Origin of the sequence: Chitinivorax sp. PXF-14, assembly GCF_040812015.1 — a bacterium.
Classification (GTDB): Bacteria; Pseudomonadota; Gammaproteobacteria; order Burkholderiales; family SCOH01; genus JBFNXJ01.
In genome coordinates this window covers 36,822-61,025 of sequence record NZ_JBFNXJ010000001.1, presented here as the reverse complement: position 1 = coordinate 61,025, position 24,204 = coordinate 36,822, and the positions used below count along the sequence as shown (strand labels likewise).

General features: G+C 62.2%; 30 protein-coding genes and 1 tRNA gene. 2 read left to right on the top strand and 29 right to left on the bottom strand.

The window, feature by feature from the left end; all coding sequences use genetic code 11:
* Positions 1-11: 11 nt before the first annotated feature.
* From ABWL39_RS00320 to ABWL39_RS00225, 20 genes are all read right to left on the bottom strand, one after another.
* Positions 12-398 carry a DUF6362 family protein gene (locus ABWL39_RS00320; protein ID WP_024958063.1) on the bottom strand — a complete coding sequence of 129 codons (387 nt, stop codon included), beginning with the start codon at positions 396-398 and terminating at the stop codon, positions 12-14.
* Positions 391-594 (bottom strand): hypothetical protein, encoded by a 204-nt coding sequence (locus ABWL39_RS00315; RefSeq protein WP_020200558.1) that lies wholly within the window; start codon positions 592-594, stop codon positions 391-393. The genes ABWL39_RS00320 and ABWL39_RS00315 overlap by 8 nt, the downstream gene beginning before the upstream one ends.
* A 1-nt stretch (position 595) precedes the next feature.
* A complete protein-coding gene (locus tag ABWL39_RS00310) occupies positions 596-1,060 on the bottom strand; it encodes a crossover junction endodeoxyribonuclease RuvC (RefSeq protein WP_367786117.1) in 465 nt (154 codons plus the stop codon).
* 125 nt (positions 1,061-1,185) lie between these two features.
* Positions 1,186-3,477, bottom strand: coding sequence for a phage/plasmid primase, P4 family (locus tag ABWL39_RS00305; RefSeq protein ID WP_367786115.1), 2,292 nt, complete (start codon positions 3,475-3,477; stop codon positions 1,186-1,188).
* On the bottom strand, positions 3,470-3,697 hold the full coding sequence (locus tag ABWL39_RS00300) for a helix-turn-helix domain-containing protein (protein ID WP_367786114.1): 228 nt from the start codon (positions 3,695-3,697) through the stop codon (positions 3,470-3,472). Before ABWL39_RS00300 ends, ABWL39_RS00305 begins: the two co-directional genes overlap by 8 nt.
* The gene (locus ABWL39_RS00295; RefSeq protein ID WP_367786112.1) at positions 3,694-4,431 is read right to left on the bottom strand and encodes a hypothetical protein; all 738 of its coding nucleotides are present in this window, start codon (positions 4,429-4,431) and stop codon (positions 3,694-3,696) included. Before ABWL39_RS00295 ends, ABWL39_RS00300 begins: the two co-directional genes overlap by 4 nt.
* Positions 4,428-4,928: a DUF6511 domain-containing protein gene (locus ABWL39_RS00290; RefSeq protein ID WP_367786110.1), complete on the bottom strand. Its 501-nt coding sequence runs from the start codon at positions 4,926-4,928 to the stop codon at positions 4,428-4,430. Before ABWL39_RS00290 ends, ABWL39_RS00295 begins: the two co-directional genes overlap by 4 nt.
* Positions 4,929-4,937: 9 nt before the next feature.
* A complete protein-coding gene (locus ABWL39_RS00285; RefSeq protein ID WP_367786109.1) occupies positions 4,938-5,567 on the bottom strand; it encodes a hypothetical protein in 630 nt (209 codons plus the stop codon).
* 5 nt (positions 5,568-5,572) lie between these two features.
* A complete protein-coding gene (locus ABWL39_RS00280) occupies positions 5,573-6,433 on the bottom strand; it encodes an ATP-binding protein (RefSeq protein ID WP_367786107.1) in 861 nt (286 codons plus the stop codon).
* Entirely contained in the window at positions 6,433-7,191 is a 759-nt protein-coding gene (locus ABWL39_RS00275; protein WP_367786105.1) for a Bro-N domain-containing protein, read from the bottom strand. The genes ABWL39_RS00280 and ABWL39_RS00275 overlap by 1 nt, the downstream gene beginning before the upstream one ends.
* A gap of 2 nt (positions 7,192-7,193) precedes the next feature.
* Positions 7,194-7,475, bottom strand: coding sequence for a hypothetical protein (locus ABWL39_RS00270; protein WP_286743902.1), 282 nt, complete (start codon positions 7,473-7,475; stop codon positions 7,194-7,196).
* Between the two features lie 5 nt (positions 7,476-7,480).
* Positions 7,481-7,957: a hypothetical protein gene (locus ABWL39_RS00265; RefSeq protein ID WP_184038907.1), complete on the bottom strand. Its 477-nt coding sequence runs from the start codon at positions 7,955-7,957 to the stop codon at positions 7,481-7,483.
* Positions 7,958-7,968: 11 nt separating this feature from the next.
* On the bottom strand, positions 7,969-8,232 hold the full coding sequence (locus ABWL39_RS00260; protein WP_367786102.1) for a helix-turn-helix transcriptional regulator: 264 nt from the start codon (positions 8,230-8,232) through the stop codon (positions 7,969-7,971).
* A 174-nt stretch (positions 8,233-8,406) separates the two neighbouring features.
* Positions 8,407-8,871 (bottom strand): hypothetical protein, encoded by a 465-nt coding sequence (locus ABWL39_RS00255; RefSeq protein ID WP_367786100.1) that lies wholly within the window; start codon positions 8,869-8,871, stop codon positions 8,407-8,409.
* The gene (locus tag ABWL39_RS00250; protein ID WP_367786098.1) at positions 8,868-10,280 is read right to left on the bottom strand and encodes a recombinase family protein; all 1,413 of its coding nucleotides are present in this window, start codon (positions 10,278-10,280) and stop codon (positions 8,868-8,870) included. The genes ABWL39_RS00255 and ABWL39_RS00250 overlap by 4 nt, the downstream gene beginning before the upstream one ends.
* Complete coding sequence (locus tag ABWL39_RS00245) at positions 10,277-10,750, bottom strand: DUF2924 domain-containing protein (protein WP_367786096.1); 474 nt, start codon at positions 10,748-10,750, stop codon at positions 10,277-10,279. The genes ABWL39_RS00250 and ABWL39_RS00245 overlap by 4 nt, the downstream gene beginning before the upstream one ends.
* Positions 10,747-10,962 carry a hypothetical protein gene (locus tag ABWL39_RS00240; RefSeq protein ID WP_367786094.1) on the bottom strand — a complete coding sequence of 72 codons (216 nt, stop codon included), beginning with the start codon at positions 10,960-10,962 and terminating at the stop codon, positions 10,747-10,749. The genes ABWL39_RS00245 and ABWL39_RS00240 overlap by 4 nt, the downstream gene beginning before the upstream one ends.
* Positions 10,963-11,051: 89 nt before the next feature.
* On the bottom strand, positions 11,052-11,801 hold the full coding sequence (locus tag ABWL39_RS00235; protein ID WP_367786901.1) for an OST-HTH/LOTUS domain-containing protein: 750 nt from the start codon (positions 11,799-11,801) through the stop codon (positions 11,052-11,054).
* A 119-nt stretch (positions 11,802-11,920) separates the two neighbouring features.
* The gene (locus ABWL39_RS00230; protein WP_367786092.1) at positions 11,921-12,850 is read right to left on the bottom strand and encodes an ImmA/IrrE family metallo-endopeptidase; all 930 of its coding nucleotides are present in this window, start codon (positions 12,848-12,850) and stop codon (positions 11,921-11,923) included.
* Between the two features lie 13 nt (positions 12,851-12,863).
* Positions 12,864-13,193: a helix-turn-helix transcriptional regulator gene (locus ABWL39_RS00225; RefSeq protein WP_013517374.1), complete on the bottom strand. Its 330-nt coding sequence runs from the start codon at positions 13,191-13,193 to the stop codon at positions 12,864-12,866.
* Positions 13,194-13,437: 244 nt separating this feature from the next.
* Here ABWL39_RS00225 and ABWL39_RS00220 point away from each other — a divergent pair, with 244 nt between their 5' ends.
* Together ABWL39_RS00220 and ABWL39_RS00215 are read left to right on the top strand one after the other, a co-directional pair.
* Entirely contained in the window at positions 13,438-14,673 is a 1,236-nt protein-coding gene (locus ABWL39_RS00220; RefSeq protein WP_367786090.1) for a hypothetical protein, read from the top strand.
* Positions 14,674-14,676: 3 nt separating this feature from the next.
* Positions 14,677-15,627, top strand: coding sequence for a hypothetical protein (locus tag ABWL39_RS00215; protein ID WP_367786088.1), 951 nt, complete (start codon positions 14,677-14,679; stop codon positions 15,625-15,627).
* A 263-nt stretch (positions 15,628-15,890) separates the two neighbouring features.
* On the opposite strand, the gene ABWL39_RS00210 is transcribed toward ABWL39_RS00215, so the two are convergent.
* The 9 genes from ABWL39_RS00210 to ABWL39_RS00170 form a co-directional block, all read right to left on the bottom strand.
* Positions 15,891-15,966 (bottom strand) — tRNA-Phe (locus ABWL39_RS00210).
* 69 nt (positions 15,967-16,035) lie between these two features.
* Complete coding sequence (locus tag ABWL39_RS00205; RefSeq protein WP_367786086.1) at positions 16,036-16,614, bottom strand: SRPBCC family protein; 579 nt, start codon at positions 16,612-16,614, stop codon at positions 16,036-16,038.
* Positions 16,615-16,662: 48 nt separating this feature from the next.
* Complete coding sequence (locus tag ABWL39_RS00200) at positions 16,663-18,837, bottom strand: primosomal protein N' (RefSeq protein WP_367786085.1); 2,175 nt, start codon at positions 18,835-18,837, stop codon at positions 16,663-16,665.
* 316 nt (positions 18,838-19,153) lie between these two features.
* The gene (locus tag ABWL39_RS00195) at positions 19,154-20,317 is read right to left on the bottom strand and encodes a PLP-dependent aminotransferase family protein (protein WP_367786083.1); all 1,164 of its coding nucleotides are present in this window, start codon (positions 20,315-20,317) and stop codon (positions 19,154-19,156) included.
* A gap of 169 nt (positions 20,318-20,486) precedes the next feature.
* On the bottom strand, positions 20,487-20,951 hold the full coding sequence (locus ABWL39_RS00190) for an anti-virulence regulator CigR family protein (RefSeq protein WP_367786081.1): 465 nt from the start codon (positions 20,949-20,951) through the stop codon (positions 20,487-20,489).
* A 101-nt stretch (positions 20,952-21,052) separates the two neighbouring features.
* Complete coding sequence (locus ABWL39_RS00185) at positions 21,053-22,036, bottom strand: hypothetical protein (protein WP_367786080.1); 984 nt, start codon at positions 22,034-22,036, stop codon at positions 21,053-21,055.
* A 19-nt stretch (positions 22,037-22,055) separates the two neighbouring features.
* The gene (gene hemE, locus ABWL39_RS00180) at positions 22,056-23,135 is read right to left on the bottom strand and encodes a uroporphyrinogen decarboxylase (protein WP_367786079.1); all 1,080 of its coding nucleotides are present in this window, start codon (positions 23,133-23,135) and stop codon (positions 22,056-22,058) included.
* A gap of 28 nt (positions 23,136-23,163) precedes the next feature.
* Positions 23,164-23,760: a MarC family protein gene (locus tag ABWL39_RS00175; protein WP_367786078.1), complete on the bottom strand. Its 597-nt coding sequence runs from the start codon at positions 23,758-23,760 to the stop codon at positions 23,164-23,166.
* Between the two features lie 176 nt (positions 23,761-23,936).
* Positions 23,937-24,167, bottom strand: a complete 231-nt coding sequence (locus tag ABWL39_RS00170) for an ester cyclase (protein WP_367786077.1) — start codon at positions 24,165-24,167, stop codon at positions 23,937-23,939.
* Between the last annotated feature and the right edge of the window lie 37 nt (positions 24,168-24,204).

Here is a 24,204-nt window from a genome sequence, read left to right as displayed (position 1 = left end):
ACGCCAAAACTCTACGCGACCACCACACCATTGAGTTGATCTGCGACCGTCTGCAATGCCCGCTGCCAATGCCGCCATGCCGTTGTGCGGTCGCAGGCAAAGCGGATCGTGATGTCCCGCCAGCCATAGCGCTTCGCGCGCATCCATACGAGATGACGTTGCTCAACTGTGAGCCACTGCACCCAGCGCATGACTTCCAGCATTCGTTCAATCGCGTCTGGACTCGGCGGAAAGGATCGATAAACCCTCTCATCAGCAGCAAAGGTCTCCCACTCATTTCGGACAATGGCAGGCCAGCAGTTGAAGTAGCCCTGCACTCGAACAGGAGGCAACCGCCGACTGGTGCTTGCCGCCTCTTCAAACCGAGCAGCAACGTCCTCGATAGTCCACTTAGTCATTGCGTCGCCCTCCGTAGAGCCGGTCACCGATGCGTCGCACGATCTCGCGCTCGATGAAGTCCAGACGTTCGTCGGATGCGTTGACCACCAGGATGTGTTGGTCACGCCAGCCACGTTCCTTGATCGCATCCAGATCCGTGGCCTGAGGCTGCAGACGACCGAGGGGGCAGCGGTATTGGGGTGTCGGCACCTTCATGTCACACCTCCTGCGTCTCGACAGCCCAGTGCAGCAAGGCCAGTGCATCGGCTTCGTTGTCGTCGACTGGGGTGTGGCCACGCAGGCGGACGGACGCGGTCATGTCGTCCTTGCCCGCATTGCCCTTGCCGGTCGCGTGCTTCTTGATCGTGCCGACAGGAACACCCTGGTAAGGGATGTTGTGATGCTCACACCACGCGGTCAGGTGTCCCATGAAGCCACCGTAAGCGTGCGCAGCATCAACGCCAGCGTGCCGTCGAACTTCCTCGAAGAAAACCGCGTTGATGTGGTTGCTGGCCGAGAGCAGTTCATTGAGCCAGCGCTTGAAACGGAGGAAACGCATGCCGCCTCCCTCAAATCGCTGCGGCTTGAAGTGCTCCGTGCCGCTGGTGATCGTGCCGTCCAGGTGCAGCAATGCCCACCCAGTGTTTGTGCCCAGATCAAGGGCCAAGATCGTCGTGTTCATCGTTGTGCTCCAGTTCAAGGGGGAGTGACGGATGCGACGGGTTCTTTGAAGAACATCCCTTACGTGCGCGCACGCGTAGCGCGTCAATCAGGAAACCCGTCAAATCCGTCACTCGCCCGGATTGCTCAGTCATCTCGGTAGGGGTAGCCGTGGCTGTACGGCTTGGGTCTGAGGGCGATGCCCGTGATGCCACGTGCGCCCCCAGTCAGCCGACACTTCTCGAACTTGCGGGCCGCCATCAGTTCGGAAAAGCGCTTGACCGAGCCCACGTACTCACCCGCGCGCTCAGCCCATTCACGCCAGTCGGCGAACAATTCGGAAACGCCTTCGCGGTGGGTCTTGGCCAGCAGGCAACGCTCTTCGATCCACTGCCCGAGCGCGTCTTCGGCCTCGAAATACTCCTCGGTCGCCGACACCACACTGGCGGGCGGCTTCAGTCCTTGGCGTTGCCAAAGGCTGCAGCCCTCGACTGCCCACGCCAGAATGCCGTCCCGCTCCTTGAGCAGCTTTTCGGTCAGCCTGCCGTCACGCCGTTCGGGCGGGATCGTCACCGTGAACGGGATCAGGTGCAGTCGCCGCTTCATCGCCTCATCCACGTTGCGGATTGATGGCTTGTGGTTGCCCGCGATCACCAACTTGAACTGCGGCACGTACTCGAAGAAGTCCTGACGCATGAATCGCGCGGACACTTTGTCGCCACCGGTGATGGCCTTGACCTTGGATTCGTTCCACCGCCGACCCTGTTCAGTTTCGATGGATGACACAAAGCGTGAGCCGCGCAGGCCTGCCAGATCGGTCGGATGCCGGTCGGTGCGCGCCTCCATGAACGTGTCCATCGGCGCGTTGGCCGCGTAGTCGCCCAAGATGGTGGTCAGGACGTTGACGAACACCGACTTGCCGTTCGCGCCCGTCCCGTACAGGAAGAACAGCGCGTGCTCGCTGGTTACGCCCGTCAGGCAGTAGCCGACCATCAATTGCAGGTAGGCAATCAGTTCAGCGTCGCCGCCCGTGACGTCGGCCAGGAATGCGCGCCACGTCGGACTGTCGCCCTGCGGTGTGGCCGTGGTCACCTTGGTCATCCGATCATCGCGCCGGTGCGGTCGCATCCGGCCCGTGCGCAGATCAACCACGCCGCCTGGTGTGTTGAGCGCCCAAACGTCCGCATCCCACTCCTCGGCGGTGGACGCGTGCTTGGGATCGGAACGTGCGATTTTCTCGACGGACGAGATCGTGGCGGAGCTGGCCAGCTTGCCTTTGAGCCGAGGAGTGTCCGCCTTGAGCGACGCCATCCGGCAGATGCCACGCGCCAGGTGAGATACATAGAGGATCTGATCGGAATTCCAGCGCACCCCAGTCCAGACCAGCCACTTGCCCCACAGCGCGCAGTAGCGCCAGTCCTCGCCATAGCGGCGTGTGAAAGCCGAGGACAAGCCATCCTCCGTAGTCCAGTCGACGCCGGTCAGCAGATCCGGTGGTGGCGTCTCCTCGACCGAGCGCATCACCGGCATACGCTCGCCGACCGCAAGGAAGCCCCTCACATCGAAGCCTTCCGGAATGGCGTCGGCTGCATCCCAGCCATCCGGTTTGTCATCGGGTGGCACCAGGATGGCGACCGTGGTCGCGCCCGCGTTCAGAATTGCTTGCGATGCACGGTCGGCGTAATCCCAGCCCGGCGCGTCCCGGTCAGGCCAGATCAGCACGGATTTGCCCGCCAGCGGCGACCAGTCGGTCTTGTCGACGGGAGCATTCGCGCCATGCATGGCCGTGGTTGCCACCACGCCGATGGCGATCAGTGCCTGCGCACATTTCTCGCCTTCGACCAGCACAACGTGACCATCGGCAGCCAGCCCCGGCTGGTTGTACAGCGGGCGCGGATCGGGCGGAGTCATCTTGCGCCGCTTGGCATCCCACGGCCGGAATTCCTTCTTGCTTCCGGGCGGGTCGTAGCGGTACACGACCGCGATCAGTTTGCCGGTGGCATCGAAGTAGTCCCACTTGGCCGTGGCCGGGCCAAGTTCATCAAACGGCGCTTCCTTCTTGGCGCGGCGCACCGGCACTGATCGCGAACGACCGAGCAGATCGGCGGCCTCGTTGAGCACCCGAGGAAAGTCGGTGTGGACGTTGGCCCCGAGGTAGGCGGCGATCAAGGCAAAGATGTCACCACCATCACCCGTGGCACGATCCGTCCAGAGACCAGCCTTCTCGCCTTCGAGTACCACCTCGAGGCTGTCGCCCGGGCTGCCCATGATGTCCCCGATCAAAAACTTGCCCCGACGCTTCTTTCCCGCCGGAAACATCGTGGTCAGGACTGATTCCATGCGTGCGATCAGTTCAGTGCGAATCTCGTCCCGCTCGCTGTCATTGACGTTGCGCCGGCCCGTTTCTCCCGGTGGTGATGTGTCATTGAAATCAAGCATCGGCACCACCCTCGTGTGACATCTGCTGCGCAGCGATCCAGGCTTCCAGCTCGTTGGGTTTGAAGCGAACCAGTTTGCCGACGCGGTAATGCGGAATGCGACGCTCCTGTCGCTCCTTGGCTTGTGAGAGCCAATACGACGGCAGGTTGAACATCAGTGCAGCCTGGCGTACGTCGATCAGCTGCTCGCCAAGTACGTGATTCAAATTCGAGGTATTCATGCTTGTGTCCTCCAGCAGCGGTCTTGCCACGCGCACATCCGGCATTCGAAATGGGTCGGGTCATTGAAGGCTCGCGGCAGGAGATCCCCTGCATCGGTGGCCGTAATGACCTTCACCGCCCGATCCGACATGCGCTGGGCCAGGGCTGCATCAAAGGGCACGGCCTCGGTGTAGATCTCCATCGTGTCGGCGTTGAGTGCCGTGAAGATCGCCGGGTGCTCGTGCAGTTCGAGATAGGCTTGGTAGATCGCCACTTGCGCGGCGTAGACCGGCTTGGCGACAGCGAGGCGGTTTTTCTCCAGCTCGCGCCAGGACTTGTTGCCCAGACACTTGTTTTCCCAGAGCGCGGGATAAGCAAAACCATCCGGCCCGCCGACGATGACGCCGTCGATGTGGCCCTGCAGGCGTCCGTCAGCCACCGAGAAGCCGAACTGCTCGCCGTCGGCCTTGCGGGTGCGCAGGTCAAAGCCAGCATCCCGGAGCCACGCGACCATGCAGTCCTCCATGACATGGCCACGCTCGAAGATGCGCAGCATCCGGCCCGGGACATCACGCCCGTGGTCGATGGGCGCCTTGGCATACTCGAACTGCAGCGCACGCTCGCAGGCCACGCCGAGACGCGAAGCTCCGAGGTACTGGCGCTCGGACTGCTGGGCTCGGGCCCGCTGCATCCCGGCATCGACCAGCGCGGTGATCTGGCCCGAGATGCTCGAAGTGGAGTTGAAGTCCATCATGGCTTCTTCCCCTTCGGTTCTTCCCAAGGCAGGTCGTCCTCCAGATCGGCGAACGGATTGGCTGTACTCGGCGTCATGGGATCAGGCGTCGGCGGCATGCCACGCACAGGCGGGAACTTGCTCGCCTCGTGGTGTTCGACCATCGCCTCGGTGTAGCAAGTGACGATGGCGTCGATCACCTGCAGCGCCTCGGCTTCGGAGTAGTTGCCCAGCGGTTTGGTGAAGCCGATCTCGCCCGCTGCCTCGCCGAAGGACTTGAGGCACTTGCGCATCGCGGCAAGCTCGATATCAGAGGGATCGATCATGGCGACCCCCTTGATGTCGGTGCGACCATCCTTGGCGCGCAGCCAGTTGCCGTACAACGCGTGAAACGCGTTTTGGCAGCGTTGCGAGCAGAACACCCAATCGATGGGGTAGCGCCGGGGATTGCCGACACCGTGACGGTTGTCGGTGTGGCCGAATCCCCGGGCCTGTCGTTTGCAGACCCAGCATTTCATCGGCCTCCCTCACTGGGCCCAAGACGGCTTACCCGTCACGGGTGCGCGTTGCGGAGCCGGTGCCTGATACGCAGGCGCAGCGGCCTGCGCCGGAGCGCTGGAATTTGCACTGCCCGAAGCCTTGGACGGCACGCCCATCAGCTTTGCGTAGTCGGGGTGATCGGGCTCGACCGCGATCTTGACCACGTTGCGGTCTTGACCCTTGCTGTCTTTTTCGATGTCCACTCGGGCCAGAAACTCCAGGCCATCCAGTTCATGAAAGCCCTGGATGCGACGCGCAGCGGCGGCCTGCGGACTGTTGTCCTGCGGGTGAACATTGCGGGCGCTGTTAAGCGCAGCGCGGATGAAGCTGCGCCCCATCTGGCCCCAGGTCGGGCCCTTCTTGGAGTGCAGACCGATGTTCGACCACATCTTGCGCTTGGCGTGATCACCAGCCGTGACCACGAATTCGGCGGCGAGATAGATGGAGCCGGTCTCGAAAGACTCGGTGGCGTAGCCGCCGCCCCAGCCTTGCTCCGGGTCGTCATGGCCACCGGGCTTGATGGTCATGCGCACTGGCACGACCGCACCCTTGGGGATCAGGTCAAAGCCCGACTGTTGGGGATCGGCATCTTGGAAATCAAAATAGTTGGACGACATGGCGATTACTCCTTGGATTCGGTGGTGTTTGCTGTAGTGGGGGTGCCGGTGCTGCCGGGCATGGGCAATGGCGACTGGCCTGCGCACTTGTCGATCAGCGCGCCCAGATGCGGCGGCTCCAGCAGGTCGAGGCGACCGCTGCGGTCTTTGGCCGGGAAGCCATAGGGATTGACGGTGTGGGTGACGAAGGCGCGGTAGGTGCTGCCGTCCTCGGCCTTGATCTCGGCCAGCGTCACGACCTCGTCGACGATGCCGGGCAGCTCCAGGCTGGTTTTGCTGCCTTCGATCTGTGGCACGAACACCTTGCGGTTGTAGTCATCAAGACGTTCGTCGAGGATGGCAACGAACACCACGTTCTTGCCGCGTGCGTGCTGCAGATGGGTCAGTGCGCCGATCATCTCCTGGCCAAGCAGACCATATGCGGCGCGCAGATCTGGCTTGCCGGAACGGTCGCTGGTGGCACCGGGTTGCGTCTTGCACCACGCGAAGCACTGCCGGGACAACTGCGTGATCGAGTCGAGGAAGAAGGTCTGGTAGCGGTCGAGCTGCGTCGGGTTACCAAACTTCTCGATGACGTGGTCGTAATGCGCCTGCGAAAAAGCGCTCTCCGGCGGCAGTGACTTGTCCGGTCCCGCGAGGAACACGAAAAAGTCACGACTTTCCGGCCACGATGCCGGACGGATGGTGTCGCCCGGCCAGTCGGCCACGGCGAGATCGCCCGCCTCGATATCGAGGAACAAGGTGGTGGCAGGGTCGAGGTCTTTGAGCCGAGTGGTCTTGCCGATGCCGGATTTGCCCAGCATCAGCAACTTCACACCCTTGCGCTCGGCCAAGCGCTGCTGCGCGGAAATGATCGGGAGGGACATCACGCCACCTCCTTTAGTTGTTCCGCGACCGCCGGATTCCAGAGGATCTGGTAGCCGCTGTGACCGTTACGCGAGTACGGCATGGCTTCGGCCCATGCTTCACCGGCCTCGGTCAGCTCCCACTCGTCCCGGTCGTTGCGGAACTGAAGGCCGCCAGATGCCAGCAACTGATTGGTGGCCTTGGCTGAGCGACTCAGCAATTTGCCGAGCTGGGTGGCGTTGAGCGAGCAGATCGGCTCATTGGCGGCAGGCAAAGCGCGGCGCAGCACTTCCGTGGTCAGACCGGTGTTTTCCTGAATGCAGGTCAACGTGGCAGCCATCGCAATGCCGGTCTTGACGCCCGGCACCTTGGCGACCGCTTCGCCGATCAACAGGATGGCAGTGACCCGGTCGTGGGTCGGCGCGGGCAAGACGGCCATCGTGGAGGTAGCCGAATACGCGCCTGTCTTGCGGATCGCAGGCAGCACTTCACCGGTGACCCAGCGCTTGAAACGCTTGGCGGCGTCCTTGGTGCTACCGAGGATCAGGGCGTAAAGGCCCGATTCATTGACGTGGTTTTGGCGTTGACGGCCACCCGCCGTAAGGGTCTCCAATTTCTGGAGGTCCTCGGGATCGACGTGGGACTTGATCGCCTGAGACGGATTGCCCATCTCCAGGGCATCGCAAACATCGGTGGCGTTGAACCACGGCTGCCCGAGTTCATCCACCTGGACGCGCACGGCGTGCGCTTCGAACTGGAAGGGAATGATCGCGCTCATGATCAGCCCTCCCACGACACGTCGGCGATACGGTCGGCTCCACGCGCGGCACGCTTGCGCACCTCGGTGTGGAGCTCTTCCAGCGCGGTGCGACGGCGACCGAGCGCCAGTGATTCCGCATTGGCCGTCTGGATAGCGAAGGCCAGCTCGTCCACCGTGGCGGCATCAAGGGGGACAACGACGTCCTGGCCGTCGGCGCGGCGATACCGGATTTCGTCGGGAAGGTGTTCGCCGTAGATGGACGGCAGTTGCTTGCGCAGTGAAGCGATGAGATTGGTGCTCATAGTGATTACTCCGAATCGATGGAAAGGGTGAAAGACGGCTTGCCGGAATCCACAGTGCGAGCGGCGGCGAACTGCTGTTGCAAGGCAGGCGGCCAGTTCGTGAAACGGGATTCGGAGACGGACAACTTGATGTCGAGGTACCCCTCGACCTTCTCGCCTGAGGTGACGATGCGTTCGGCGATTTCGGCCAGTTGCTTCTGATCCCAGCTGACCTTCTTGGGCAACTCGAACTTCAGATGCAGCGGGCCATCGCTGATGTGTGCGGTGCCGAAGTCACGGCCGGATTCGCGCAGCGCGGTGCGTGCCTGCTCGCCGTAGCATTGATCCAGTGCCGCGTCGAACTTGGTGCGCGCCTTCTTGAGCCAGTCGATTGCCGCGTCGAGGTTTTTGTCGATCTCGTGTTTCTGCGCGGGCGGCAATGCGGCTAGCTGGCTGACGGACATCTCTGCAATGTCGGCGGGGAAGATGGTGATGTCGTTCATCGCATCTCTCCTCAAACCGCCGCACGTTCGGATGTCGAGTCGTGCAGCGCTTCGCGCTCAAACTCGAGGATCGCGTCGACCGGGTAGCCGACACGCTTGGACAGCTTCAGGTAGCGTGGACCGCGACCCTCACTGCGCCAGCGCTGCAAAGTCTTGGGGCTAACGCCCCAGCGTTGCGCGAGCTCGTTCTCGTTGAGCACGCGGCGATCACCGGGTGACATGGTGTTGATCGCCTGCTGTGGCGACTGGGGGATACTGCTGACTGGTGTCTGCATGGAATGCTCCTGTGACGTTGTTGAGTAACAGGTGTCATTCCAAACTTCGGGTGGCGAACCTTTAAGGGACGCAATGGCGAACCACGGCGAAACTCCCGGTTCGCCAAAGGGCCAGGGCAGAAAAGCAAACGGCGAGCACATGGCTCGCCGTCATCGGGTGTGTCTGGAAGCAGATCAGGCGTCGGAGAAACCGAGCAATCGGCGTTGCGCCGACCAATCGCGCGGCAGTTGCTCTTGGCGGCCGCGCAAGGTGTGTAGATTCAGGTGGCGTGGCTGACTGCCTTCGAATATCGCCTCCACGATATCGGGGGCCAGCATGGTCATGCGCAGAACCTCGGCAGCCCATCCAGGCTCGACTTTCATGGCGTGCGCCAGATCCGTGGTGGTGGGATAGATGCCTTCATCGATCAAGCGCTTCCAGTAGAAAGCCTTGCCCAGCGTTTTGATCATCGGCACATCAAAGCCACCGATCCGGTCCACGATCTCGGGGGATGGCGGTATCAGCAGTTTCCGGTTCTGGCGGCGCTTGATCGTCAGAGGCACCAGGGTGACCCGCTGCCCCTCGCTGACATAACTGCGCGCCTCGGCTCCGATCTCGATGCGGACGGCGCGCTGGCGCTGGTGAGTCGTGGCATTCATGCCCAAACCTCCTCGACACGTTCTTGGGACTCTTCGATCAAGGGATGCGTGCTGATATCCGCACCGAATCCGATCCAACCGTCCTCCCGCCAAACGATATCCAGGCCGTGCCCGTGTAGTTGCACGCGTTCGATTAACAGCCGTGTGATCCGTTGCTGCTCGGCAGGGAACAGTTGCGACCACACATCACCGATGCGCTGCATGGCAACCACCACCTGTGCTTCGTCCAACGCCGCACCGACTGGATGCTGCTGGCAGGACCGCCATACAGCGATCAGCATTTGGGGCGATGAAAGCGCCGCATGGATTTGTGCCAGCACCGCTTCTTCGATCTCAGCGGCTGGCAGGTGGCCCACGTCCGGGGTATGCGGAGCCAGGCTGGCACCTGCGTTGCGCCGCTTGTGCAGGTAAGGCACGTAGTAGCGGTACTGCCGACCGTTTTTCTTTTTCACGAAAGAGTGCAGCATGCGTTGGCCATCCGGTGCGAACAGCAGCCCCGCCAGCAATGCCGGATGCTTGGCACGGTCTTCGCGCGGTGCCTGCTTTCGTCTCTCGATGAAGGCGTGCGCCCCGTTCCACAGCTCTTGAGAAATGATGGGGTCGTGCTGGGCCGAGTACCACGTGTCGTGATTGCAAATTTCGCCAAGGTAGATGCGGTTTCGCAGCAAGGTAAAGAGGTACTGCTGATCGATGCTTCGCCCCAATCGCTCCCGGCCGAACTGGGTGACCCATGCCTTGGTGGTATGCCCTTCGATTTCCAATTCGCGGACGAGTCGCGCAGCCGAGCCGTGCTCGGCGTAGCGGCGGAAGATGTCACGCACCAGCGCGGCTTCACGTTCGTTGACGACGAGCTTTCGTTCGACCACGTCGTATCCGAGAGGTGGGACTCCGCCCATCCACATGCCCTTGGCCTTGCTGGCGGCGATCTTGTCACGGATGCGCTCGCCGGTGACCTCGCGTTCGAACTGCGCAAATGACAAAAGGATGTTGAGCGTCAATCGCCCCATCGATGTTGTGGTGTTGAACTGCTGCGTGACTGAGACGAAGGAGACGCCGTTGCGGTCGAACACGTCGACCAGCTTGGCGAAGTCCGGCAGGCTGCGTGTCAAGCGGTCGATTTTGTAGACGACCACGGTATCGATCTTCCCCGCTTCGATGTCGATCATCAGACGGCGCAACCCGGGCCGTTCCATGTTGCCGCCCGAGTAGCCGCCGTCGTCGTATCCGTCGTCGACGGCAATCCAGCCCTCATGCCGTTGGCTGGCAATAAAGGCCAAGCCCGCATCACGCTGTGCTTCGAGGCTGTTGTATTCCTGGTCGAGCCCTTCATCAGTGGACTTGCGGGTGTAGACGGCGCAGCGCTTCTTTGGCGTGACTGCGGGAGTTTGGTTTCGACGCACTGAGCTCATACCGCCCCCTTCTTGGAGGCAGGTGCCTTCAAGCCAAAGAACACCGGGCCTGACCAGTGGCTGCCCGTGATGCGTTTGGCTACAGCGGACAGGCTTTTGAAGCGTTGCCCCTGGTACTCGAAATCATTCGATCCACGCACCAGCACACGATGCTCAATGTCGTCGTAAATGCGTGTGAGAACGGAGCCGGGCAGTAGACGCTGACTATCGCCGCGCAGTTGCTTGGGCAAGATGCCAGTTTCACCAACCTCCTCGAGCTTCTTGCGCAGTGACGGTTTAAAGCCGCCAAACGCGCGCTCCTGTATCCGGTAGGCCAGGCGACTTTCCAACCAGACACGATGGTGGTGATTTGGCCGCTCTTCGAAATGGTCGTCCCAGAGTGCCCAAAGATCGTCCATCGAAAGATGGGGAATAGCCGCGACGCGGGCGGCGACTGAGGCGGGCGTGGGTGAGATTGCGTGTGCTGTCATTGGCGAACTCCGTTGTTGTGATCGGGGTTCGCATTCACGCGCTGTTGGCCGGGGAAGCCAAGGCAAACATGCTCGCTGTTTTTGGCCGTGTCGTGCGATTGGCGGGCACGAAGGCGCAGCAGCGCGGCAGCCAACAGGTCAGCGATTTCTAGATGCCCGTGCCGTGGCCGGTCAGGTGATGTGCAAATGGAGATAGGTTGGATTTCTGTCATGGCAAGCATTCCGATGGAAAACGCTGCTCATGCTAGAAACCAAGGGCACTTCGCGTAACGTGATTTAGCGGGAGTGCGCGGCTTTGGCGCTATGTTTTTTTGGGCCGGTACCAAGCCGCGCGCTGGCCATTCACTTCCCGATACCGAAGCTCGAAAAGGCCGGATTCGTGTACGACCTGCCGCCAACTGCTGCACCCATACTTGGCCGGTAATTGATCGGGATGCCGTTCTGCAATCCAACGTCCAGCGCTGGCGACCGGCGTCCACTCTTCGACAGCCAACTCATCTGCTGCCTCACGCAATGCGCGAACAATTCCGGCAGCAGGCCAATCCACCGAGCCATCCGGCGCTATACCGTTGATCACCAGATCACGGAAGGCATCGGACTGGGCAAAGTCAGCCGCCAGGCGACGGGCCTGATCCATGTGCTCCGCCCAGCCTCGCAGTTGCTCAAAGTGTTGATCGATGCGACTGTAGGCCGCCACCAAGGACTCTTGCGCACCACGGCATCCGTCCAGATTCCAAAGGTCGTGCTGGTCGATGAAGTGGTGCACCAGGTTGTTTCGCAGCAGTACCAGATCTTTCAGATCATTCTGCGTCCTATCGAAATCCTCGGCAGACATCTGCAAGCTCATCTTCATCTTGAACGAGATGATGTTGTCGGGCGCATCTGGTTCTGCGACCTCTTCTTGCTCGCCGTTGGTGACATACGTTCCGAGCAGCGTGCCAACCAATGTACCCAGCGTCTTGTTTGCGGCATCCGCAATGCGCTCCGCCTGGTTCGATTCGAGGGGTGATCCTGACGCGGAGATTTCGTGGTGGGCCACGATGGCCTTCATCAGTTGTTCGTACTGCTGCAGACGCAAGAGACAACGGCCCAGCATTCGCTGCACCTCGCGTTGCAAGGTCTGCAGCTCTTCATCTATCGGTTGGATCGGCAAGTCTGTCATCGAGGGACTCACCGTACTGGCAATTGCCCGTTCGAGACGAACTGATCGAAGCTGTCAAAGCTCTCGCTGTCTTGCCAAGACCGATCCCATGACCGTGGTTCAGCACTTTCCAGCAGCAATAGGGTGAGGACGCGATCTCCTGTGGTGTAGCTGTGCTTGAACTCGCGTAACTTCATGTGTGGCGCCTCCTCCGGGCACCAGATCGCGGCAGACATCTCCGTGCCATCCCACTCCTGCTCAACGGTGGAATCAGCAGCCAGGGTGCCGGGTATTGGTTCCTGCGGATCGTCAGTGCGCCGAATGCGGGCGCGCGTCTTGACCGCGCTGCTGCTGCGCCATTCGTACTTCACGAAGCCGTTGTCCCAATAGACAAGGATTGCCCGCTGCGTCGTGAATTTGATGAATCGGATGCAAAGCGCCTCGAACGACACCTGGAATCGTTTGGCAAGCGCGCTCAGGACATGCAGGTCGATGCGCTGGTTCGAGATCCACTCGCGCAGCAAGTCGCCGGGCATCAGCAGGTTGCTGGCAAAGTCGTCTGCCTCACGTTCGATGACACGGATGGTGTCAGCGCCGGAGTACACGCTTTCCTTGTCGCAGTTGAAACTTTGCCGCTGATCTCGGTGCAGGATGAAGTGGCCCAGCTCGTGGGCGATGGTGAAGCGCTGGCGTTCTGGATTGGCCTTGCCGTTATAGAAAATACCCCACTCGGCCGTGTCCTTTGGGTTGCGCACGAGCATGCCTTCGCAGGCATTGACGTCCAGCACCATCGGGGCTTTGATCTCCCGCACCCCTTTGCCGTAAGGCGTCTCCGGAAGCATCTGACGGACGACTTCCAGATCCACAGCATCCGGCATGCCGTCGGCGTGCCAGGCCCGCAACCATTTCAAGACTGTGCTGGCTGCGATGGAACCGGTTAGGGGCTGGGATGCGCTCAATTGTCGGACCGCCTTAACTCTTGTCAGGGAACATGATTTTGAGTGCCTGACGGTAGCGATCCTTCTCCTCGTCCGTCATTCCGGCGTACTCACGGAAGAAGGCCACATCTTCTGGGCTGGCCTGAGGTACCTGTTCGATGGGCTCGCCCATGATGTCCTCCATCGTCACGCCCAGCACCCTGGCCAGGGCCTGGACCCGCTCAGCGGAGGGACGCTGGCCGTCCTTCATCTCCAGTTCCCATATGTACGCCTTGGTACAGCCGACTTCGTCGGCGACCTGTTGCAAGGTCAATTTCTTCGCCTCGCGTAAGCGTCGCAGGCGTGCTCCGAACGCTGAAGCCATAGCGATGCTCCTGTAGGGGAAAACAGTCAGTTAACAAAAACAAGACCGCCAGTATAGCCGTGAGATACAAATGAGGTCTAGATGTGCCGAGTTGATTGACAAGCGGAAATCCGAGGTTCAGAATCGCGCTTGTATCTCGCTACTTTACTTGTGCGAAGTTCGTGTTCAGTAAACCAGTCGCTGGCCAGTGCAGTCCGTACATCGGTCGCAGACCTTCGACGCCGATCCAGAAAGGACGATCAAGATGAAGAAGACCTTTGTCGACGTGATGCTCGAGCTGCCGGTGGATGCCACGCTGCGCGACTTCTTGACTACCCACAGCCTGCCTGTGCCCGATGGCTTTGCCTGGGATGACACACCGGAGACCAGCCAGTTTCTGGTCGAAGCGGTCAAAGTCTGGCCAGACATTGCAGCCCGCGACCGGATGACGGCCAATCTCATGGCCAGCGTTCAGTTGGGCGATGTGGCAGGCAAGCAGGCGATGTTTGAGGCGGCGGTGACCGACGGTGCCGCTTTGGCGGGTTTGACGCTTTGCGCAAGTGACATCCACCGTTCCTTCTGGCTCTACGTCCACCACCCGGCGCTGTTTGAGCGCGCCTATGACTTCAGCTTTTGGGAGCAGCATGGGCAGCAGACGCAGCAATACGATCTCGGCTTGAAGCGCCAGCCGAACGGTTCGGATGCCAATCTGTCCGCGTTGCGTCATGCCATCTCTGCCTTCTACAAGCGTGAACTGCAATGTGGTGACGGCAGCGTGGCGCACTTGGTCGAGCGCAGCCCAGGGGTGTTTCTGTTGTCAGTCCATGTCAAGGATATGGCGATGCTGCGCTTGGAGTTCGAGGGCGCAACCCTGAAGCGCAGGGTCGGCAACCCCAACATTCACATGGTGCTGGAGTACGCCAAGTCCACCGGTGTCGTGCGCACGCTGGTGCGCGGCGGCGCGAAGTACCAGCAGATGCTGGTCGAGGCCTTCGCGGAGCATGTGCTGGGCGTGAAAGCGAGCGCTCACAAGATCAAGTCGCCGACGCTGGATTTGTCGATGCTGCGCACCGGGTTCGATGTGCCGGAGGTCTTTGAGGACGGTTTTTCGATGGTGCAACTCAAGGCACTCACCCTGCTCAGCCCCGACACGGCGCTCAAGATCGAATGCACGGCGATGCAGTCCAGCCAGCAGCGCTCGGTGCACGATCTGCTGAAGGAGAAGCTGCCTGGCCCGCTGGAAGGTCAGTGGGCAGTGACGGCGGCGCAGGTCAATCTCTACTACCCGCCCGAGCCGGGCAGAACTCGCCCAAAGGTGGTCACCATCGAAGTGACTAGCAAAGGGCGACTGAACCTGCACAAGTTCGACGCCACGATGCAGGCACAGCTGGAAGGCTACCTGGTTGCGGTGGGCATCTTGCAGAAGGGCCAGACCCTCAGTGCCCAGGAAGTGCCGCCGGAGTCCGACGCAGTCAATACCTCATCGGCCTTCGAGGACTGACCAATGGCAACGCACGATACCTGGGCCCTGGTTTGCCGCCTGTTCGCGGGCGGCACGCCGGTGCTGCGTTCCACGCTGTCGCCACGCGAGGTAACGGCTTTGCCTGTGCTCGGCAAAGCGGTGAGGCCAACAGTGGTGGATCAGTCTTTTGTGCTCTGCCCCCACTGCCAGCAGCACCGGGCGCAGGTCTGGAGTGATGGTCGGGGCGGCCGGATCTGTCGGTGCCCGGATTGTGGCCAGGTGCCCGTCGAAGCAATCGACGGTGCGGCGTTGGCCCTGGATGAAGACTGGCTGCGGCAGAAAATGCGCCTCGCCCTCGACATCGAGAGCCGCGACGACATCGATGACTTGGGCGACGGAGCCTGGCGAATCGGTGACGCCCGCCGTTCTCCAGTGTTGCTGGCCCGAGATCTGACACGAGTGCTGCATGAGCCGAACTTGCTGGATCGTGTGCGCGTGGCGGGCAGCAGCATCCGGGTCATCACTCCCAGGCCGCGCATGACTCGCGGATCGCCCTTCGGCTCAGGCGTGGAATGGCTGGCGCTGGAAGAACGATTCACGTTCTATGGCGGCGGGATCTCGTTCATCCCTTCGGCACCGTCTGCAGCGCCAGCAGTGGCCAATCCGGCCGCGCCTGTGAACGGGCCATTCTCGGCGGACTTCAAGTGGGCAACGCTGCCGGATGTGCAGTCCACACCAATCCGATTCACCCAAGGTCAGGCCAAGGTGTTCGAAGCGCTTTGGTCATTCAAGGGTGCCGAGGTGGACGGCGAAAGGGTCATGCAGCGCGCCGGCCAGAAGAGCGACAAGCCAATTGACCTGTTTAAGATCAAGTCGAAGGACAAGGGCAAGCCGGAGCACGAGGCGAGGCTGGCGGCCTACGGAGCACTCGTCGTCACGCAGCAACGCGCAGGCTTGTACTCCATGCCTTGCGCGGCGGCTGTGTTGGCGTGATGGATTGCTGCTCCAAGTTCACCCGACAACGAATGGCAATGGCACGCGCGCGAATCATGGTCGCAAAAGGCCATGTGCGTGTGCCACGGCGAAGAAGTTAGCGCCGATTTCGAGAGAAGAGAGGGCGGAACGGAGGGCAACCGGGGATGTTCCTGCCAGGCCACAGGACCCGGGTCGCACACGCAGAATGTGCGGGAACCCCGCGTGTCATGCGGGAAGCACAAATGAAAACGCCCAACTGAGAACAGTTGGGCGCTGAATTTTGGTGGCCAAGGGCGGAATCGAACCACCGACACGCGGATTTTCAATCCGCTGCTCTACCAACTGAGCTACTTGGCCGTCGAGAGGGCGCAATTAAACACTAGCGCGGTTTTGGCGTCAAGCACATTTTTTGCATGCATTGAAAAATCATGTCGCCGGTCTCGGTTCGCTGAGGGTGGGCGGCTTGCGTTTCTGCATTTCCAGCAGCATGCCGTGGAACTGCTCCGCGACCTCGTTCCTGACGAAGGCGAGTCCGAGCATGGGGGGCACCCACACGCCCGGCACCGAGGTCGAATGGAAGACGATGGTGGTGCCGCCGGCATCGTGGCTCAGCTGGGTGGTGCCCTCCATCTGCTTCACATTGCCGCCGACGGCGCGCGAGCGTATCTCGCTGATCGGCTTGAGCTCGATATCGCGCAACGATTCGAACGAGAAGGACAGCACACCGTAGCGTGCAACGCCCTTCTGCTGTACGCGCAGCTGTTCGCCATGGCGTTCGAGCACGTGGCTTTCGTGCACATTGGGGACGAAGCGCACCATGTGTTCGAAATCGGTCAGCACGGCCCAGGCGGCATCCTGTGAGACGTCGGTGTGCATCACGCAGTCGACGATGATGACGTCGCCATCCTGGCGCACCTTGATGTCGACGCCAGGGAAGCCGGACGGCTCGGCCTGCGCCGGGTTGAGCACCAACGCGGCAAGCAATGATGAGATGATCAGCCGCATGCCCGGCCCTCCTGCTGAAAGGCGCATTCTAACAAGCGATGCAATATCTCATAGCTCCTGCGGATCGACGTCGAGCGACCAGCGTACCTGGCGATCGGCCAGGCTGGCGAGTTGTGGCATCCACAAGCGCAGGAATTGCTGCAGCACCGGGCGCGAGCCGTGCTGCAGCAGCAATTGCGCGCGCTCGCGCCCGGCCAGGCGCGCCATGGTAGCGGGCACCGGGTCGAACAGTTCGACCGGCGCCGCCAGCGCCTGGGCCACGCGCCTTGCCTGAAACAGGAAGGCGAGTGCGGCGTCGATGCTGGCCGCCTCGGCGCGCAGCAGTGCCTGAAAGGTGAACGGCGGAAACCCGGCATCGCGGCGCTCACTCAATTGTTGCTCGGCATAGCGATCGAAGTCGTGGGCGGCCAGCGCGGTGTACATCGGGTGATCAGGGAACTGGGTCTGGATCAGCACCTCGCCGGGCACACCGGCGCGGCCGGCACGGCCGGCGACCTGCATCAGCAGCGCGAACAGGCGCTCGCCGGCACGAAAATCCGCGCTGTAGAGCCCGCCGTCGGCGTTGAGCACGCAGACCAGCGAGAGGTTGGGGAAATCGTGCCCCTTGGCCAGCATCTGGGTGCCTACGAGGATCTGCGCGCGACCGCTGTGCACCTCGTCAAAGATGTGATGCCAGGCATCCTTGCGCCGCGTGGCATCGCGGTCGATGCGCAGCACATTGGCCTGCGGAAAGTGCTGCGCGAGCGTGGTCTCGACGCGCTGCGTGCCCTGCCCCAGCGGGCGTACGTCCTGATTGCCGCACTCGGGGCAGGCCACCGGCACGGCCTCTTCCCAGCCGCAGTGGTGGCAGCGCAGCCTGCGCTCGCGCAGGTGCAGCACCAGCCTGGCGCTGCAACGGCGGCAGCCGGCGAGCCAGCCGCATTCGCCACAGAACAGCACGGGGGCGTAGCCACGACGGTTGATGAACACCAGGCTCTGTTCACCGCGCGCGAGCCGGGCGCCGAGCGCTTCGAGCACCAGTGGCGCAAAGCCCTCCAGCAGCAGGCTGCGGCGGGTGTCGATGGTGCGCACGCTGGGCAGCGCCGCAGCGGCAACGGCGCGCTGTGTCAGCTGCAGCAACTGAAAGCGCCCTGCCCGCGCGTTGTGCCAGGTCTCGAGCGACGGCGTGGCCGAGCCGAGCACGATGGGCACGTTGCGCATCCGCGCGCGGTAGATGGCGACGTCACGGGCCGAATAGCGCAGGCCCTCCTGCTGCTTGAACGAACCGTCATGTTCCTCGTCGACCACGATCATGCCGAGCCGCGGCAGCGGCGTGAAGACGGCCAGCCGGGTGCCGATGACGATATCGGCCTCGCCACGCTGCGCCGCCAGCCAATTGTGCGTGCGTTCACCGTCCGACAGCGCGCTGTGGAGCGTGGCGATGCGCCGGCCCGGAAAGCGTGCATTAAAGCGCTGCATCAGCTGTGGCGTCAGGTTGATCTCGGGCACCAGCACCAGCACCTGCCGCCCCTGCAGCAGCCGCTCGCTGATCAGCCGCAGGTAGACCTCGGTCTTGCCGCTGCCCGTCACACCGTGCAGCAGATGGGCGGCAAAGCCGGCCGTCGCGTCGATGGCGTCGAGCGCGGCCTGCTGCTCGGCATTGAGCGCCGGGCCGGGCGGCATCGCCAGCGCAGCGGAGGCCGGTGGCCAGCAACGCTCGACCCAGCCGCGCTGTTGCCAGTCCTTGAGCGTGGCGGAGGCAGTGGCGGCCAGCTCGCGCAGCAGGCTGTCTTCGCAATAGCCGTCCTGCAGCACCACCCACAGCCGCTGGCGGGCATGGGCACGCGGGCTCAGCGCACCGGGGATGGCTGCGCGGCCCGATTCGGTGAGATGCCAATAGCTGGGCGCATCGGGCACGAAAATGGCTGTCTGGCGCAGGCGCACGGGCAGCCCGGTAAAAACGGTCTGCCCCAGCGGGTACTGGTAGTAGTCGCTGCAGAAGCGCCACAGCGCGAGCACATCGGCCGAGATGGCGGGCATGTCGTCGATCACCGCGCCGATTGGCTTCAGCCGGGCCGGCTCGTAGTCCGACGTGCCAGCCAGCTCGAACACGATGCCGGCCATGCGCCGTCGGCCGAACGACACCACCACGCGCCGGCCGACATCGGTTTCGGTCAGGCCTGGCGCGAGATAGTCGAACAAGCCTGGAAGCGGCACATCGAGTGCCACGCGAGCAATCAGCACAGCCTCTCGCTAGCGCGATATTTCATTGTCATCTTCTCGTAACTTCTCACCAAACAGCGCTAGTGCAATGAGCCGAAAGCACTTTTTAGAAAATCCACAAATTATGTGGATAACTTTGTGGATTAACCGGGATAAATTGCCCAAGCTCCCGGTGAATAAGGCATTTTGTTAGTTTGCGCAAAAAATCGGCAACAATATTTAAATTTTAAATTCAAATACTTGCATAGCAATAGCAGGTGCGTAGGTCATGCCGGCATTCCGATGTGTGATGGGCTACCGACATGTGCACAACCCTGTCATTGTCAAGCCGATTCGCTCAACTTTTTCGGTTGACAAGCGCATCCTCGACCACCTCGCGCAGCAAGGGGATACCCTCATCGATCTGCGCCGGCGTCGCCAGACTGAAGTTTAACCGTAGCGCACCCGAGGCCTCCATCGGCGTCGCGAAGAACGGCTCGCCCGGCATGAAGGCGACGTCGCGTTTGAGCGCCGCTTCGAGCAGAGCGCGGGTATTCAGCTTGTCTCGCAGCTTGAGCCACAGGAAAAGCCCGCCCGGCGGCACCTGCCAGCTCGCCACCTCGCCCAGATGACGGGCCAGCGCATCGGCCATGTAGTCGCGCTGCTGGCGGTAGTAGCTGCGCGCCTCGCGGATGTGGGCATGGTAGGCCGGTGTTTCGAAATGTTCGGCCAGATACCACTGCCCCACGCGGTTGGTGTGCAGGTCCACCGCCTGCTTGAGGCGCGTGAGATAGGGCATCAGCGACTTGCTCGCCACCAGGAAACCCACGCGCAGGCCCGGCATCATGGTCTTCGAGAAGCTGCCGAGGTAGATCCACGGCGCACGGGTCAGGCGCGCGCAGAGCGGCGTGCGGTCCACCTCGTCGTACATCAGCTCGCGATAGGGTTCGTCCTCGATCAGGGGGATGTCGAGCTCGTCGAGCGTCTCGGCCACCGCCATACGCGTCTCGGCCGAGTAGCAATAGCCGGAGGGGTTCTGGAAGGTCGGGATCAGGTAACAGCAGGCCGGCTTGTGCTGCCTCGCCTTGGCGGCCAGCTCATCGGCATCGATGCCGTGCGGATTCAACGTCAGCTCGTCGAACGTGGCACCGAATAGCTTGAAGTTCTGCAATGCCGCCAGATAGGTCGGCGCCTCGACCATCACGCGCGTACCGACGTCGATGAACAGCTTGGAGGCGAGGTCGAGCCCCTGCTGCGAGCCGGAAAGGATCAATACCTGATCGGGGCCGGCATCGATGCCGAGCTCACGCACATGAGCCGATACCTTCTCGCGCAGGGCCATCTCGCCCTCGCTCGCACCGTACTGGCGCAGCTCCGGCGGCAGGCCGGCAAAGTCGAAGGGGGGCATGATGTGCGATGCCGGCAGGCCGCCCGCAAACGAAATCACGCCGGGGCGCTGCGTCAGCGCGAGAATTTCTCGAATCAGGGAACCGGACAACCGGTCGATACGCTCGGAAAACATAACCTGCTCCAGGGTAGGGTCATGCTAGCAAGTGTACCGTCGCCGGGACGGGCATTACAGCAACAATTCTCGTGGACGCTGGCACAAAACTGTACCGCCACGCAGATTGCCCTGCGAATGCGGCCGGATTCCCCCGCAGCCGGCCCTGGGCGCGGCCGACAGGCGCGCGTCAGTTGCCGCCGAAGACATCTTGCAGCACGTCGGCCACGATGCCGGTCGTCGCCGAGATCAGCACCAGGTCGGTGCCGACCACCTGCCAGGTATAGCCGTCATGCACCGGCAGACGCACCTTCAGGCGATTGGGCACAGCTTTCTTGCCGATGTCCGGCGGCAGCGGCTTGCCGCGCACGAGGCTCTTGCGGATGCCGGGTGGCAGCGCGGCATAGCCGCTGCGGTCGATCTGCAGCTCGCGCACATAGCCACGCGCCGTCTCCGCGCTGATGTCGGCACGGGCCAGGTTGAGCTCGACGGCATCTTCGTTACCAACCTCGTGCCAATCCTTTTTCTGCGCCTTACCGGCGTGGGTAAGCTTACCCTTGCTGTCGGGCGAGCTGGCGTAGGACGGTGGGAGGACGAGCGTGCTCGATAACGACAGCAGCAACATGGCACGGCAGACGGATTTGGTACAGCGCATGGCAAGCCCTTTTGCGGAGATGACACGGCAAGCATAGCCTGCCTTGGCCTTCACGGCGCGCGGCTTGAGCATAGCAGGCAGCAGCACGCCCCGTGGGGCTGCTACTCCCACTGCCTTTCACGCAGCCGGAGGGCAATGTCGGCAATCCCGTCGAACCGCCCCAGCACCTCCTTCAGATTAATGAATCTCGCCCCTTGTATGCCGCCTGGCGAGGTCTTTTCAAAATGCGTGGCCGCCATGTCGCCACAGAAGAAGCGATGGCCGTCCGCGATGTCGTAATCGCATTCCACCCTGGCGTCGTCGATGATCGCGCGGATAGCGGCATCAAAGCGATCGGTCGGCTCGCCATCGACCAGCGTTTTTATCAGCAGGCCGCCCGCCAGGGTGACGTCGAACACGCTCTTGGTGGCCAGCACGGCTCTCACCGCTTTCTGGCTGTAGACGCCGACGTAGGCATGTGGCGTGTAGCCACGGTCGGATGGCTGGAAGTAGATGCCATGTTGCTGGTTGATGCCAATGCTCTGCCCGCACGGCACGACCCGCATCAGATCTCGGGACTGATCGAACAGGCCGGTATCGTTGCAGTATTCGATGTAGTCCTCGACCAGCTCGATGATCGAGTCTTCATGCGGCTTGAACAGTGCCCCGACCGCATTGCAGATGTCCTCGAAGGTGATGTACTTGATGACGACGCCGGGAAAGCGCGCCCTGACCTGCTCCACGGCCGCCTGCTCGGCGCTGCCGAGCGGGGTCTTGGTCAGCAGCAGCAAGATCCGCTGCGCCTCGGCACCAAAGCCCGCGGCGTGGCGCGCCAGCTGGTCGGCATCAACCGGCGCATCGACCTTGGCCTCGATGGCGATCTTGAAGCTCCGCTGCAGCAGCGTGCCATCGGGCACCGAGCTGCCTGCGCGCTGCTGCTGCGCGATTTCGAGCCCGATGTAAATCGCCTCGCCGGTCAGCTCGGACAGCAGGCGCGAGGCGGAACGGGCGGAATATTCATAGATGCGAGCCAGCAGTTGCAGCGTGTTGTTGGTGACCGTGTTCTCGATCGACGAATAGCGCTGGAAATAGTGGATGCGCGACATATCGCCCTAACTGCCTCACTCAAGCCGCCGGCGTTTCACCGTGGTACTGCCGGCTGCCCTCACGTACTGCCTCCACCAGCGCCGTCACATGCTCGGGATTGGTGAACTGCGAGATGCCGTGGCCGAGGTTGAACACGTGGCCGTTGCCGTGGCCGTAGCTGGCCAGCAGCACGTCGACCTCCTGCTTGATCGCATCCGCCGAGGCGAACAGCGCGTTCGGGTCAAAGTTGCCCTGCAGCGCGACCTGGTCACCGACACGGGCGCGGGCCTGGCCCAGGTCGACGGTCCAGTCGAGGCCGACCGCGTCGCAGCCGGTGGCGGCGATGCTTTCGAGCCACAGGCCGCCACCCTTGGTGAACACGATCACCGGCACCTTGCGCCCTTGGGATTCGCGCTTGAGGCCGCTGATGATCTGCTCGATATAGCGCAGCGAGAATTCGTGATAGGCGTTGTGGCTCAGCGCACCGCCCCAGGTATCGAAGATCTGCACCGCCTGGGCGCCCGCCTCGATCTGCGCGTTGAGGTAGGCGGTGACAGCGCGGGCGTTGACGTCGAGCACGTGGTGCAAGAGCTCGGGGCGGTTATAGAGCATGGTCTTGACGTGCATCCAGTCGCGCGAGCCGCTGCCTTCAATCATGTAGCAGGCGAGCGTGAACGGGCTGCCGGAGAAGCCGATCAGCGGCACACTACCGTCGAGCGCACGGCGGATCTGGCTGACCGCGTCGAGTACGTAGCGCAGCTTGTCGGTCGGATCAGGCACGGTCAGGTTACGGATTTCCCATTCGTCGCGCAGCGGGCGCTCGAACTTGGGGCCCTCGCCCTCGGCGAAATACAGGCCGAGGCCCATCGCATCGGGCACGGTAAGGATGTCGGAGAACAGGATGGCGGCATCGAGCCGGTAGCGCGCGAGTGGCTGCAGCGTCACTTCCGTCGCCAAGTCAGGGCTCATGCATAGCTGCATGAAGCTACCGGCGCGGCGGCGCGTCTCGCAGTATTCGGGCAGGTAGCGGCCAGCCTGGCGCATGAGCCAGATCGGTGTGTACTCGGTAGGTTGGCGCAGCAGTGCGCGCAGGAAGGTGTCGTTCTTAAGTTGAGTCATGATCAGTTTCCGTCTGCCGTTGACCGGCTCAAAGCGATTTCATGAAATCCTGGATACCCTTGAGCAGCATCTCGACCGCAATGGCGGTGAGGATGAGCCCCATCAGGCGTTCGAAGGCGGTGACAACGCGCTCACCCACCCACTTCTGAATTTGTCCCGCAAAGCTGAGCACCACCGCACACAGCAGCATGGCGATGGTCAGCGCCCCCATCCACTCCATGATCTTGCCGGGCTGGCGCGAGGCCAGCAGCATCACCGTCGCCAGCGCGGACGGCCCGGCCAGCAGCGGGATGGCAAGCGGCACGATGAAGGGTTCGTGCTCATCATCGGTGCCGAACACGCCGTCCGGATGCGGAAAGATCATGCGCAGCGCGATCAGGAACAGGATGACCCCGCCGGCGATGCCGAGCGAGGTATCGGACAGGTGCATCAGGTCGAGAAAGCGGTCCCCGAAAAACAGGAACAGCATCAGGATCACGTAGGCAATGAATACCTCGCGCACCACCACCAGCCTGCGGCGCTGCTTGTCGACACTCTTGAGCGCGCTGATGAAGATGGGAATATTGCCCAGCGGGTCGGTCACGAGGATCAGCAGGATCGTGGCCGAGGCGAATGTGTAGTCCATGGCGCAAGGCGGTTAGCAAGCAATCCCGCATTTTAGCAGGCCGCCCGCCTTGGGGCGAAAATCGAAAAAGAGGGTGACGTCATCCGCCCCCCAATCCGCTCAGGTTCCGCTTTCGCACAGGGCCCCTGACGCGCAAGCATCGCGCCATTTGATCAGCCCGAGTTGTTTTTTCCGCGTCAGCGCATCGTAGAAGTCGCCCTGGTGGACGATCTTGCCGCCCTTGCCCGGATCAGCGACAGCCCCTTGAGCTCGATCGGCTTGCCGGTGGGCTTGTCACCCTCGAATGGGATGCCGGTATTGGTGCCGCTGAACACCCACCGAAAGGCGACAGTATCCCGGGTCACCAACGGCTCGCCGACCATCTTCCATCTGATATCCGGCAGGGCCTGGATGAAGAACTTGATCACGCTGTCGCGCGCCGGTAGCGGTCGAGCAGATAAGGCA

Coding starts and splice junctions, on each gene's coding strand:
- ABWL39_RS00320 (WP_024958063.1), bottom strand. CDS start 398: ATGACTAAGTGGACTATCGAGGACGTTGCTGCTCGGTTTGAAGAGGCG.
- ABWL39_RS00315 (WP_020200558.1), bottom strand. CDS start 594: ATGAAGGTGCCGACACCCCAATACCGCTGCCCCCTCGGTCGTCTGCAG.
- ABWL39_RS00310 (WP_367786117.1), bottom strand. CDS start 1,060: ATGAACACGACGATCTTGGCCCTTGATCTGGGCACAAACACTGGGTGG.
- ABWL39_RS00305 (WP_367786115.1), bottom strand. CDS start 3,477: ATGCTTGATTTCAATGACACATCACCACCGGGAGAAACGGGCCGGCGC.
- ABWL39_RS00300 (WP_367786114.1), bottom strand. CDS start 3,697: ATGAATACCTCGAATTTGAATCACGTACTTGGCGAGCAGCTGATCGAC.
- ABWL39_RS00295 (WP_367786112.1), bottom strand. CDS start 4,431: ATGATGGACTTCAACTCCACTTCGAGCATCTCGGGCCAGATCACCGCG.
- ABWL39_RS00290 (WP_367786110.1), bottom strand. CDS start 4,928: ATGAAATGCTGGGTCTGCAAACGACAGGCCCGGGGATTCGGCCACACC.
- ABWL39_RS00285 (WP_367786109.1), bottom strand. CDS start 5,567: ATGTCGTCCAACTATTTTGATTTCCAAGATGCCGATCCCCAACAGTCG.
- ABWL39_RS00280 (WP_367786107.1), bottom strand. CDS start 6,433: ATGTCCCTCCCGATCATTTCCGCGCAGCAGCGCTTGGCCGAGCGCAAG.
- ABWL39_RS00275 (WP_367786105.1), bottom strand. CDS start 7,191: ATGAGCGCGATCATTCCCTTCCAGTTCGAAGCGCACGCCGTGCGCGTC.
- ABWL39_RS00270 (WP_286743902.1), bottom strand. CDS start 7,475: ATGAGCACCAATCTCATCGCTTCACTGCGCAAGCAACTGCCGTCCATC.
- ABWL39_RS00265 (WP_184038907.1), bottom strand. CDS start 7,957: ATGAACGACATCACCATCTTCCCCGCCGACATTGCAGAGATGTCCGTC.
- ABWL39_RS00260 (WP_367786102.1), bottom strand. CDS start 8,232: ATGCAGACACCAGTCAGCAGTATCCCCCAGTCGCCACAGCAGGCGATC.
- ABWL39_RS00255 (WP_367786100.1), bottom strand. CDS start 8,871: ATGAATGCCACGACTCACCAGCGCCAGCGCGCCGTCCGCATCGAGATC.
- ABWL39_RS00250 (WP_367786098.1), bottom strand. CDS start 10,280: ATGAGCTCAGTGCGTCGAAACCAAACTCCCGCAGTCACGCCAAAGAAG.
- ABWL39_RS00245 (WP_367786096.1), bottom strand. CDS start 10,750: ATGACAGCACACGCAATCTCACCCACGCCCGCCTCAGTCGCCGCCCGC.
- ABWL39_RS00240 (WP_367786094.1), bottom strand. CDS start 10,962: ATGACAGAAATCCAACCTATCTCCATTTGCACATCACCTGACCGGCCA.
- ABWL39_RS00235 (WP_367786901.1), bottom strand. CDS start 11,801: ATGAAGGCCATCGTGGCCCACCACGAAATCTCCGCGTCAGGATCACCC.
- ABWL39_RS00225 (WP_013517374.1), bottom strand. CDS start 13,193: ATGGCTTCAGCGTTCGGAGCACGCCTGCGACGCTTACGCGAGGCGAAG.
- ABWL39_RS00220 (WP_367786090.1), top strand. CDS start 13,438: ATGAAGAAGACCTTTGTCGACGTGATGCTCGAGCTGCCGGTGGATGCC.
- ABWL39_RS00215 (WP_367786088.1), top strand. CDS start 14,677: ATGGCAACGCACGATACCTGGGCCCTGGTTTGCCGCCTGTTCGCGGGC.
- ABWL39_RS00205 (WP_367786086.1), bottom strand. CDS start 16,614: ATGCGGCTGATCATCTCATCATTGCTTGCCGCGTTGGTGCTCAACCCG.
- ABWL39_RS00195 (WP_367786083.1), bottom strand. CDS start 20,317: ATGTTTTCCGAGCGTATCGACCGGTTGTCCGGTTCCCTGATTCGAGAA.
- ABWL39_RS00190 (WP_367786081.1), bottom strand. CDS start 20,951: ATGCGCTGTACCAAATCCGTCTGCCGTGCCATGTTGCTGCTGTCGTTA.
- ABWL39_RS00185 (WP_367786080.1), bottom strand. CDS start 22,036: ATGTCGCGCATCCACTATTTCCAGCGCTATTCGTCGATCGAGAACACG.
- hemE (WP_367786079.1), bottom strand. CDS start 23,135: ATGACTCAACTTAAGAACGACACCTTCCTGCGCGCACTGCTGCGCCAA.
- ABWL39_RS00175 (WP_367786078.1), bottom strand. CDS start 23,760: ATGGACTACACATTCGCCTCGGCCACGATCCTGCTGATCCTCGTGACC.